10 protein-coding genes are annotated in these 12142 nt (G+C 45.4%); 7 read left to right on the forward strand and 3 right to left on the reverse strand.

Annotated features, from left to right (window positions below; all coding sequences use genetic code 11):
* Genes sppA through L0M98_RS12715 form a run of 3 tightly spaced genes read left to right on the forward strand, consistent with a single transcriptional unit; the run spans position 1 to position 3660 of the window.
* Positions 1-1806 (forward strand): signal peptide peptidase SppA, encoded by a 1806-nt coding sequence (gene sppA, locus L0M98_RS12705; RefSeq protein ID WP_186976860.1) that lies wholly within the window; start codon positions 1-3, stop codon positions 1804-1806.
* Positions 1807-1820: 14 nt separating this feature from the next.
* A complete protein-coding gene (lpxK, locus tag L0M98_RS12710; RefSeq protein WP_227216280.1) occupies positions 1821-2873 on the forward strand; it encodes a tetraacyldisaccharide 4'-kinase in 1053 nt (350 codons plus the stop codon).
* A complete protein-coding gene (locus L0M98_RS12715; protein ID WP_186976864.1) occupies positions 2848-3660 on the forward strand; it encodes a purine-nucleoside phosphorylase in 813 nt (270 codons plus the stop codon). The genes lpxK and L0M98_RS12715 overlap by 26 nt, the downstream gene beginning before the upstream one ends.
* On the opposite strand, the gene L0M98_RS12720 is transcribed toward L0M98_RS12715, so the two are convergent.
* Positions 3655-4152 (reverse strand): 3'-5' exonuclease, encoded by a 498-nt coding sequence (locus L0M98_RS12720; RefSeq protein ID WP_099290620.1) that lies wholly within the window; start codon positions 4150-4152, stop codon positions 3655-3657. The genes L0M98_RS12715 and L0M98_RS12720 overlap by 6 nt on opposite strands.
* 175 nt (positions 4153-4327) lie before the next feature.
* Here L0M98_RS12720 and L0M98_RS12725 point away from each other — a divergent pair, with 175 nt between their 5' ends.
* Together L0M98_RS12725 and L0M98_RS12730 are read left to right on the forward strand one after the other, a co-directional pair.
* Positions 4328-5083, forward strand: a complete 756-nt coding sequence (locus L0M98_RS12725; RefSeq protein ID WP_099290621.1) for a Fic family protein — start codon at positions 4328-4330, stop codon at positions 5081-5083.
* 218 nt (positions 5084-5301) lie between these two features.
* Positions 5302-5565 (forward strand): type B 50S ribosomal protein L31, encoded by a 264-nt coding sequence (locus L0M98_RS12730; RefSeq protein ID WP_099290812.1) that lies wholly within the window; start codon positions 5302-5304, stop codon positions 5563-5565.
* A 54-nt stretch (positions 5566-5619) separates the two neighbouring features.
* Here L0M98_RS12730 and L0M98_RS12735 read toward each other — a convergent pair whose 3' ends face one another.
* Positions 5620-6795: a GlmU family protein gene (locus L0M98_RS12735; RefSeq protein ID WP_227216281.1), complete on the reverse strand. Its 1176-nt coding sequence runs from the start codon at positions 6793-6795 to the stop codon at positions 5620-5622.
* 219 nt (positions 6796-7014) lie between these two features.
* Between L0M98_RS12735 and lon the strand changes: the two genes are divergently transcribed.
* Together lon and L0M98_RS12745 are read left to right on the forward strand one after the other, a co-directional pair.
* Positions 7015-9429 (forward strand): endopeptidase La, encoded by a 2415-nt coding sequence (gene lon / locus L0M98_RS12740; RefSeq protein ID WP_099290623.1) that lies wholly within the window; start codon positions 7015-7017, stop codon positions 9427-9429.
* A 162-nt stretch (positions 9430-9591) separates the two neighbouring features.
* Positions 9592-10704: a Fic family protein gene (locus tag L0M98_RS12745; protein WP_227216282.1), complete on the forward strand. Its 1113-nt coding sequence runs from the start codon at positions 9592-9594 to the stop codon at positions 10702-10704.
* Positions 10705-10884: 180 nt separating this feature from the next.
* Here the strand turns inward: L0M98_RS12745 and L0M98_RS12750 are convergent, their stop codons facing one another.
* Positions 10885-12141: an agmatine deiminase family protein gene (locus L0M98_RS12750; RefSeq protein ID WP_227216283.1), complete on the reverse strand. Its 1257-nt coding sequence runs from the start codon at positions 12139-12141 to the stop codon at positions 10885-10887.
* Between the last annotated feature and the right edge of the window lies 1 nt (position 12142).

The raw sequence follows: 12142 nt of genomic DNA on the forward strand, positions 1-12142 counted from the left end.
ATGAAAAGCTTTCTAAAGTATCTATTAGCGACCGTCATCGGCGTATTTATCGTGAACATATTCATGCTCATTATCTGCATGGTAATGTTCATCAGTTCTGTCAGCCTCATCAGTTTTGCCGGCAGCAAGAGTGTTACTGTCACGGACAATTCTATTCTGAAATTATCCTTCAGCGATCCAATACCGGACAGAGCTTCCGATAACCCGTTAGAAAATCTGAATATCATGTCTTTATCCATGAACAAACAAACCGGGTTAAATAAAATACTGAAATACATCGAACAAGCCGGGAAAGACGACCGGATCAAGGGAATCTATCTTGACTTGACGGAAATAAAATCCAACTTCGGGGCACTCGCCACGATTGATGAGATTCGGGACGCGCTATTGAAATTCAAAGAAAGCGGAAAATTTATTTATAGCTACTCGAACTTGGGATACGACCAGAAAAGTTACTATCTGGCAACCGTTGCCGACAGTATATTCGTGAACCCGGAAACCCCGTTATTACTCACGGGAATGTCCGCCAACGTATCGTTCTACAAGGATCTGTTGAAGAAAATCGGCGTCGAACCGGAAGTTATCCGTGTAGGGAAATTCAAATCGGCAGTAGAGCCTTTCCTACAAGATCACATGAGCGACGCCAATCGTGAACAAGTGCAAACCTACTTAAATTCTCTCTGGGGAAATATCATCAAGGGAATTTCAGTAACCCGTAATATACCGGTAGAGAAAATCACTCGACTGACAAACGAGTTTCAAGTATATCCTGCCGAGGAATTCGTGAAAGAAGGCTTCTTCGACGGCACTCTCTACGAATACGAAATGCTCCGCAAATTGAACACGGCTTGTGGCATTCCGGACTCTACCCAATTATCCATGATCACGCTCGATAAATATCAAAGAGCCGTACTCCCGACCATTAACCTTGCCAAAGACAAGATTGCCGTTATCTACGCGCAAGGGGATATCGGTTTCCAACAGTCAGCTACAAGCATCGGACCGGAATTAGCGCAAACCATACGCAAGGCCCGGGAGGATAAAAATATAAAGGCTATCGTACTACGTGTAAACTCACCGGGGGGAAGCGCCTTGACATCCGATATCATCTGGAAAGAAGTTCAGCTTGCCGCCCAAGAGAAACCGCTCATCGCGTCGATGGGAAATGTTGCCGCTTCCGGCGGATATTACATCTCCTGTGCTGCCGACACGATCGTTGCCGATCCCACGACATTAACCGGTTCCATCGGGATATTCGGGTTGCTGTTTAGCGGGGAGAAATTGATAAAGGATAAATTAGGAATCAATTCCGACGTGGTAAAAACCAACGACCACAGCGATTTCGGCGGTGGTTACCCGTTACCTATACCAATCAGCGACAGACCGATGACCGCCTACGAGAGAAACGTGATGCAAAACTACATCAACCGGGGATATGATACATTTCTAGACCGGGTTAGCCAAGGACGCCACATGACGAAAGAGGAAGTGAACGAGATCGCTCAAGGGCGCGTATGGACCGGAGAGGACGCCTTAAAAATCGGGTTGGTTGACGTGCTGGGCGGTTTGAACGACGCCATCCAAATTGCCGCCGCGAAAGCCGGTCTGACGGAATACCAGATCACGGAACTCCCGACGGAGCGCAACCCGCTTGAAGATATCCTGTCCAACCTTACCGAAACGGTAAAAGCAAAAATTGTCAAAGAAGAGTTGGGCGATTTCTATGATATATACCGGAGTCAAAAAGAATTACTAAAAATAAACGGTATGGTAGCCAGAATACCTTACGATCTCACTTTTAACTAAAGCGAATGTAGAACATGGTGCTCAAATATCTTACTTTATGGCCATTAAGCGTCCTGTACGGTCTAGGTGTCAGCGTCAGAAACAGACTATTTAACTTAGGCATACTGGAGTCTCACGAATTTGATATTCCCATTATCTGCGTTGGAAATATCACCGTGGGCGGTACAGGCAAGACTCCCCACACGGAAGCCTTAATCAACGTGCTGAAAAACGACTACCGGGTAGCTTGCCTGAGCCGGGGCTATAAACGTAAAACGTCCGGTTTCGTGCTGGCAACGGAGACATCGACTGCCAGCGAAATCGGTGACGAGCCCATGCAAATAAAAAACAAATTCCCGGATATCACGGTCGCCGTTGATGCCAACCGGGTGAGAGGCATCAAGAAACTGATGCAATTGCCGGAGAAACCGGATGTTATCGTTCTGGATGACGGTTTTCAACACCGGTACGTGAAAGCGGATATCAATATTTTGTTGATCGACTACAACCGCCCGATATACGAAGACCACCTCCTGCCCTTGGGACGCCTCAGAGAGAAAGCAAGCGCCAAAGACAGGGCAAACTACGTGATCGTGACAAAATGTCCGCCTAACATTTCTCCCATCGAGAAGCGGATTATTTTGAAACACTTGAACTTGATGGCTTACCAGCAATTGCTGTTCACCACGATGAAATACGGGGACATCACCCCGCTGGATAAAACCAGCCGTTGCTCCATTACCCCGGACAGCGCTATCCTGTGTGTAACGGGAATCGCCCAACCGGCCCCTTACATCGAGTATCTTGAAAAATTAACCAAACAAATACACCAAATCGCTTTCCCCGACCACCACAATTACCGGGACGGGGATATTCACCGTATCATTCAGGAATACGACAAAATCAGCAACCCGAACAAATACATCTTCACGACAGAAAAAGATGCCGTGCGGTTAGCCTTGAGTAATATCCCGGATGAAATCAGACAACGGATATTCTATGTTCCCATCGAACCGGAATTTCTGACATCACAAGACCAACTCATTAAAAATATATACAACTATGTTAGACAAGATAAAAGAAAGTAGCCGATACTTGGCACCTTATATCAAAGGAGAACACACGATCGGGATTATCTTGGGTACCGGATTGGGAGAACTCGGGAAATCCATCGAAATAGAACACGCCATTCCTTACATGGCCATCCCTCATTTCCCCGTATCCACGGTACAGGGACACCGGGGACAATTGCTTATCGGAACATTCGGGGGCAAGAAAGTGATCGCCATGCAAGGACGTTTCCATTATTACGAGGGCTATTCCATGCAAGAAGTAACCTTCCCCGTGAGAGTCATGCACGCCTTGGGTGTAAAGACATTGTTCGTGTCGAATGCCGCCGGGGGCGTGAACACGAGTTATCTCGCGGGCGACCTTATGATCATCCGGGATCATATCAACCTCTTTCCCGAACACCCGCTCAGGGGTAAGAATATCGACGAATTGGGTCCCCGGTTTCCAAGCATGGCGGAAGCATACAGTACCCGCCTGATCAAGCTCGCCGAGGAAGCCGGGAAAAAACTGGATATCAAATTATGGAAAGGCGTCTACGCCGGACTGCAAGGTCCCTCGTTCGAAACCCCGGCGGAGTACAATTGGATTCGCGTTATAGGCGGGGATGCCGTGGGAATGTCTACCGTACCGGAAATCATCGTGGCACGCCACATGGGGATGGAATGTTTCGGCATGTCCGTCATCACGAACAGTACCGCCACTCCGGATTTACTCGACACCAATCACGCGGAAGTACAAGACGTGGGCAACCACGCCCAACCACGCATGGGAGCCATATTCAAGGAAATTATCAGCCGATTATAAACGGCCGAGTTCTATCATGATTTTAGCAGCACCACGGGCATCACTCAATGCCTCGTGGTGATTCAGTTCTATCCCGAAATGCTCGCACAACGTGTTCAGTTTATAATTAGGTAAACCTTTTACCAATTTTCGGGAGAGTCGGCACGTGCAATACGATTGGGGCATCGGGATATAGATGTCCGACCGCTCCAGACAAGCCTTCAAAACACTCATATCAAACCCGGCATTGTGAGCAACCAACGCCTCCGTGTCAAAATACCGCCCCATCTTTCCCCACAAATCGTAAAATGAAGGAGCGTCTTCCACCATCGCGGGGGTAATGCCGTGAATCCCGATAAATTTCCGGTAAAAATAAAACGGTTCCGGTTTTATCAAATGCGAAAACTCATCCGCGATAACACCGTCACGCACCACGACTATCCCGATAGAGCAAGCACTCGTCGGGTGGTGGTTAGCCGTTTCAAAATCTATTGCCGTAAAATCCTTCAACATACTTTATTCTTTAAGCAGCATACGCTTGGTGAATCATAATCAAGCATACAAAAATACGATATTATTGTCAATATCCACCCCTGTATTGTCAACAGATAATCTCATCTATCAAATAAATATAAAAACAAAACTAAACCGACAAATACCACGTACCAAATAGAAAAAATGAACGATTATGTGGCAAGAACTATGTAGAACAAGAGAAGAATATCTCGGAAGAGCCAAACTGGCAACAAAAGGTTATTCCCCAAGAAGAGTGGAAACCTTGCTTTACGAGATTGCCCGTCTGGACGGGATGGATATAAAGAAACAAGATTTTTTCAATATCTTGAATGACATCGAGATTTCACCCAAGGTAGAGCGGGAAACCGTACTACGGATAAAAGACTTGAGCAACGCTTTTCTCTTCCTCATGAAATGTGCCCAACAGCGCAAGCGGCTTTCGTCCGATTTCGTTCGGGAGGTCAGTGCCAAAGTAATGCACCATACCGGGAAAGAAGAAACGACTCCCGTGGGCAGTTACGATACCTCTTTGGGAGATTTCCGCTTAGGTGAAGAATACTACGAAGAAGGCGTCACGGCAAACTATGATCAAATACCGGACAAACTGGACAGCCTGTGTAAAGAAACAAACGAGAAACTGAATAACGTTCATGATATACTTACCGTAAAATTGGGAGCAGACTTTCATTATTATTTTTCCCATATCAAGCCTTTCGGGGCGGCAAACATCACTGTTGCTTTATTATTCATGAACTACATACAGATGATGTTCCTTGAACCCTTGATTATCATTCCGGGCGAGGACAAGGCAAAATACCTCGCGGCTCTAAAGATGCAGAAAGACAACCCGACACCGGAAGTCTTCGAGCGCTTCGTGGGGGAAGAATTGCTGAAAAACTTAAGGAAGGAAGTGGTCCCGCAAAAATGATATAATCCATTCCCCGACGCCGGAAGGTACGTGCTGACAAGCGTAAACCCCGGCGTCATTTTATTTCCAAAAATACAAACAAACGGTACTCTTCACGGAAAAATGACGTTTTAATACCTCATCTCGAAAAAAGTCCTTGAATTTCTTTGTGATTTATAATGAATCGACTATCTTTGCTGCCCGTTAATGTAGAAACAATTTTAAAAATTATATACGAGATGAAAAAGGGCATACATCCTGAAAATTACAGATTAGTAGTATTTAAAGATATGTCTAATGGCATGACTACTATCACCAAGTCTACCGCCGCAACGAGGGAGACTATCGAAATCGACGGAGTTGAATATCCATTGATAAAAATGGAAATTTCTAACTCTTCTCACCCGTTCTATACCGGTAAGATCAAATTGATCGATACTGCAGGACGTGTTGACAAGTTCATGAACCGTTACAAATCGCACATGGAAAACAGAAAGAAATAATCTTTCTGAAATAGAAATAAAAAAAGGAGATTCACAGAATCTCCTTTTTTTATTTTATCTGTCCGGATCAGCAAACACATGCTCGATAATCCGACGATCCACGTCATCGAATACTTTATTCCGACGTTTCATCACGGCTTCGGCTGTCGCGATAAACTGAGGCATCATATGTTCGGTAAATCCACAGGCACCGCCCCAAGCAAAAGAGGGAATAAAATTACGGGGAAATTCTGCCCCGTACACGTTAGCTCCCACGCCGATCACCGTTCCGGTATTAATCATTGTAGAAATTCCCAACTTGGCATGGTCACCCATAATCAGACCACAAAACTGAAGTCCGGTTTTCCGGAAACGTCTCGTTTCGTAATCCCATAACTTCACCTCCACGTAGGTATTCTTCAAGTTCGAGTTGTTTGTTCCCGCCCCGATATTACACCATTCCCCCAGCACGGAATTACCCAAGAACCCATCATGAGCCTTGTTGGAGTACGCGAGCAAAACCACGTTATTTACCTCACCCCCGCACTTGCAATAAGGTCCTAAAGTCGTGGGACCGTACACTTTCGCCGCCATCGTCAATACCGCATGTTCGCACATCGCCAAAGGACCTCTCACGAGGACTCCTTCCATGATTTCCGCGTCCTTCCCGATATACACGGGACCGCCTTCCGTGTTGATCACGGCACCGCGAACAACGGCACCTTCCTCCACGAAGACAGGATACTTCCCGTATACCCGCACGCCACTATCCAACGGCGCACTCTTCCGTCCCTCGGTCAATAACTTGAAGTCAATCTCCAACTCTTGCCCGTTCAGTGAAAACACGTGATAAGGATATTCCACACGATTAAATTCACCCGTGAACTCCTTTCGTACTAAACCCGGTAACACGGCAGGATTAAAGGCTGCGACCTCCCGTTTATCCACACGCAAAGCGATTACACAATCGCCCTGTAATAACATTTCCCCCGGCTGCAGACCACCGATCTCACCCAACAAACGTGGGTTCGGACACACGGACGCGTTGATCAGCAAATTATCATCTTCCACAGACAACGGGTATTTTTCTTGCAGGTAGTCCTTGGTCAGGTATGCAACCTTGTCACCTAACCGTTTTTCCCACTTCTCTCGAATCGTGAGAATCCCTACCCTTAGTTCAGATACCGGACGAGTCAAAGTAAGAGGTCTCAACGTTCTCCAACTTTTATCGTCGAATAAAATTATTTTCATTTGTGTTTTATATTTATGTGCAAAAGTAACAATTGCATCTTTTTTTACCCTATTTCGACCAAAAAATCTTTGGCATAGGAATTGTCCTATTAAGTAATGGTTTATTTTTCAGGAATTTTTTGCCAAAATGGCAGTCCTCTGATTCAAGGCTAATCAAGGGACTCCCGAAAGAAACCAAATCACACGAAGAAACAACTACAAATAGATAAGGAGATTATAATGAGCAATATAGATTTAAAAGATTTTTTACAAGATAATTTATCAGAGGAAAATCAGGATTATTTATCTATACTGGGTGACGAGAAAGAGATGCTGAACGATCACAGTAATATACCTGACACTCTGCCAATTTTACCACTACGGAACACCGTGTTGTTTCCGGGGGTAATTATCCCAATCAATATCGGTAGGGAAAAATCGCTAAAACTGGTACGTTTCGCTTACAAGCAAAGCGCGTTAATCGGTGTCATCGCACAAAAGGATATCCTCACGGAAAACCCGCAGCAAACCGATCTGTACACGACAGGTACGGTCGCTTCCGTGCTAAGATTGCTAGAGATGCCCGACGGAACGACCACAGCTATTATCCAAGGGAAAAGACGCTTCCATTTGGATGACATCTTGTATGATGAACCCTATCACGTGGGTAAAATCATCGTGAAAGAAGAGGAAAAAATACACACGGAAGATCAGGAATACAATGCCATTTCCGAAGCCCTAAAGGATATGGCAATGAAAATCGTGAGATTTTCCAGCAATATTCCCAACGAGGCAGGCTTCGCCTTGAAAAATATCGAGAGCATGTTATTCCTTGTCAATTTCATATCTTCAAACACAGAGATTGATTACAGGGATAAACAAGAATTGCTCGAAATCGACAGATTGAAAGAACGGGCAAACAAATTACTGGAACTACTGGGTAAACAAGTCAAAGTTCTGGAATTAAAAGAGGATATTCAACAAAAGGTCAAGGTCGACCTTGATAAACAACAAAGAGAATACCTGCTTCATCAACAGATGAAGACTATCCAGAACGAGTTGGGCGCAAATCCCGTGGATGAAGACCTGCAAGAACTGGAAGAGGCCGCATCAAAGAAAAAATGGCCGAAGAACGTGGAAGAAATATTCCGCAAGGAACTCCAAAAACTGAAACGCCAGAACCCGTCAACCCCGGACTATTCAGTGCAATTCAATTACGTGAAGGAATTGACCGAGTTGCCGTGGGAGCACTATTCGGAAGACAATTTCGATTTGAAAAAAGCATCCGAAATACTGGATGCCGACCACTACGGGCTGGATAAGGTGAAAGAGCGCATTCTGGAATACCTTGCCGTGTTAAAACTGAAAGGAGATATGAAATCCCCGATTCTCTGCCTGTACGGTCCCCCGGGTGTGGGTAAAACCTCTCTCGGCAAATCGGTTGCACGTGCCTTGAACCGGGAATTCGTTCGCATGTCATTAGGCGGCTTGCATGACGAATCCGAAATCCGGGGACACCGCCGTACATACATCGGTGCCATGCCGGGTAGGATTATACAAAGTATCAAAAAAGCAGGGACCTCGAACCCCGTGTTTATTCTGGACGAAATCGACAAGGTAGGACAGGATTTCAGAGGAGATCCGCAGTCTGCATTATTGGAAGTACTTGATCCCGAACAGAACACGGCTTTTCATGACAATTATTTGGATATCGATTATGATTTATCAAAAGTCATGTTCATCGCCACGGCGAATGACATCTCCACGATCGCTCCCCCGTTGAGAGATCGTATGGAAATGATAGAGGTCAGCGGCTATCTTATGGAAGAAAAGATCGAAATTGCCAAACGTCACCTGATCCCGAAGCAACTGGCAAATCACGGGCTAAAAGCAGAACAGATCACATTCTCGGATGATATATTGAACTATATTATCGACAAATACACCCGTGAATCCGGCGTGCGCGGTTTAGACAAAACCTTGGCTAAGATTATGCGCCAAGTGGCTAAAAACGTGGCCTTAGACCCCAGCTTCACGGTGCAACCGACAAAAGATACCGTGGAAGAATACCTCGGAACTCCTATCTTTACCAGAGAAGAATACCAAGGAAATGAACTACCGGGTGTTGTGACAGGCTTGGCTTGGACTGCCGTGGGCGGAGAAATTCTATACGTGGAATCGAGTATCAGCAAAGGCAAAGGACAATTAACCATGACCGGAAGCCTCGGTGACGTAATGAAAGAATCAGCCACGCTGGCATTGGAATATATTAAATCACACGCCGAAGAATTGGGCATCAACCCCGCGGCAATAGAGGAACATAACATTCACATTCACGTTCCGGCAGGCGCCGTACCCAAAGACGGTCCTTCGGCAGGTATCACCATGGTGACCTCCTTGGCATCATCACTGACCGGACGAAAAGTGAAAAAAGCTCTTGCTATGACCGGAGAGATCACCCTGCGCGGCAAAGTCCTTCCGGTAGGCGGCATCCGTGAAAAAATCCTCGCCGCCAAGCGAGCCGGAATCAAAGAGATTATCCTCTGCTGCGAGAACAAAAAAGACATCGACGAAATCAAAAAGGAATACGTTTCGGGTATCACCTTCCATTTCGTCAACCACATCCGGGAAGTACTGGAAATCGCATTGATTTAAAAATAACTGGGGTTTACGTCTGAAACACTCAGACGTAAACCCACATGACTGACTAGTTCAAATCGCTTGATTTGAATACTGGCACTATTCTCATCAAAATTTGAAGAGAATAATTTGTTTTTTCACATCATGGAATTATCTTTGTGAAATAATCGCACCAATATGAAACCAACATATATATGGCAATATCCAACTTGGACAAAATTCACGTGGGACAATTCCAGACTCATCACTCTACTCTCAGAAGTTCGTAACCTCGAAGGGAAGATACAAGGATTAATGGGAGGATTGGGTTTCGATATCCAAAACAAGACATCATTGGACGTGATGACAGAAGACATATTGCGTTCTAATGAAATCGAGGGCGTGGTACTGAATTCAGATCGAGTACGCTCATCTATTGCAAAACACCTAGGCATTGAAACGGAAGGGTTGCCAGAACCAGACCATTACACGGAAGGAGTCGTGCAAGTGATGTTAGATGCCGTCAGGAATAGCGGGAAGCCATTGTCAAACGAGAGATTATTCAATTGGCATGCGGCCCTTTTCCCTACAGGAAGAAGCGGAATATACCCAATAACCGTCGGAGCATACAGGGTCGGAGCGGAACCGATGCAGGTGGTTTCCGGCGCAATGGGCAAGGAGAAAGTTCACTATGAAGCCCCGCCATCCGATGTAGTACCAACTATGATGGATGAATTCGTTGCTTGGGTAAACGAGGAGAATAGTATAGACCCCGTGTTAAAAGCCGCAATTGCACACGTGTGGTTCGTGGCAATCCACCCATTTGATGATGGAAACGGGCGTTTAACCAGAACGCTCACGGATATGTTACTCGCGAAGGCTGATGGGATTCCACTCAGGTTTTACAGTATGTCAGCAGAAATACTCAGAGAAAAAAAACGCTATTACGAGGTATTGGAAAAGACCACGACAGGCACCACAGACATCACTCTCTGGCTTGAATGGTTCTTACTGACGATGAAGTCAGCTATTCTTCACTCCGAGAATGTCGTGAAAAGAGTTGTTCAGAAAGCTTCGTTCTGGCAAAGACACCGAGAAGTATCTATGAACGAAAGACAAGTAAAAATTATAAACCGTCTTTGGGATGGCTTTGAAGGCAAACTCACATCTTCGAAATGGGCAAAAATAACCAAAACTTCACAAGCAACAGCACTCAGAGATATAACCGATCTTATAGAGAAAGGTATCTTGATATCAGCAGATGGTGGCGGACGAAGCGCAAACTACTTACTTAAAGACAACGTAGAATAACCTCACCTCTTTTTCACTCGTGTTGCAGGGTTTTATTCATGACTTCACCATTCGTTCCGGTTCTGAAGTACTAATTACCTATTAAATAAGTATTGACTAACTATTGTATTCACAATTCATGGTCAATAGATAGTCAATACCTAATCAATACTTGATAACCGTAACGGACGGGGATATCCCCTACACGACCTCTCGCATCACCCAAGTCGTACAGTTCAGCAACCCTCCCTCCAAGCCGATTTCGTTATAGTTTATAGTTTCTATGACGCGATCGGGGAAGATTTGCCGGAAACGTTCCACAGCCTCAGCATCCTTGTTACCGGAAACCTCGAAAACAGGTAATACAATCAAATTACCCACTTCCAAATAATTCACGTAAATACCGATAGCGTGATGGGGATGAGCGGGAGATTTGTAATCCCAGAAAAAAGGGACGTCTTCATACTCTAAATGATATTGTTTCAACACCTTGTCGATTCCATCCCGCCAGTATTTGTAGTCATCCAATCGGTTATTGCCAAGGAGGGTGTCACGATTCACGAACCGCACCATTCCATCCGCGTGCCCCGTCATATCTCCCTTTTGAGCGGGAATCACGATCACTTTCGCCTCCAACAACTCCCCGATTTCCGCTATCAATTGTTGCTTGTCCGGGTACCCGGGATTTTCGGTAAATACCCGGTCGGAAATGATGGCACGATCCTCGCACAACAAGACATTACCCCCGTCAAGGTTAATACTAGAGAATATCGGGTGAAAACCATTGCTCCGGCAGACTTCCTTAACATCCGAACGGGAACTTTCCCATTCCTCACCCTTCAAATAAGAAGGTTCGTAATGGAATTGCACCAATTTGCCCGATGCCGTTTGTATTGGCATATAATCCCGACACCAGATATCTTTTGTGCCTTTCAAGAAACGGAAAGGAATTCCATGTTTTTCCAAGATTCCCGTTAGTTGACGACACGTGATCGGGTATTTTTCCAGTAACAATTCGGACATATAGACAACTTGGTAGCTATTCGTACTTTCGGCACCTCTTGACGTGACGGGAGTGGCGGACGGGGAATCAACCTGACGGTAATAGCGTTCACGAATGGACGGAGCATCAGCCTTCAAGAACATTCGACACAACTCGGGAGTCGGTTCGATACGGTTTTGCAGACACATTTCTTCAAAAACGGCTTCTTTGCCCCGTTTACCAAGGGTGAATTGGTTGATGTATTCGTCGCCCAGCTTCTTGTAACCGGAGAGTAATAGCCTTTTGTTCATGACACGCAAAATTTTCTGATGTTCCTTTCGAGAAATCTCTTTATCGACGAGTTTTTCCATCAACCGGGATAAATCGGATTTCCTCATCCATCTAACAACCGAGATTAGAATAGGGATGATTCCGATTACCCCGAGGAGGGTTCCGATGATGAATTCGATGTTCATA

It is taken from the genome of Butyricimonas sp. DFI.6.44 (assembly GCF_022132345.1).
Taxonomy (GTDB): Bacteria; Bacteroidota; Bacteroidia; order Bacteroidales; family Marinifilaceae; genus Butyricimonas; species Butyricimonas muris.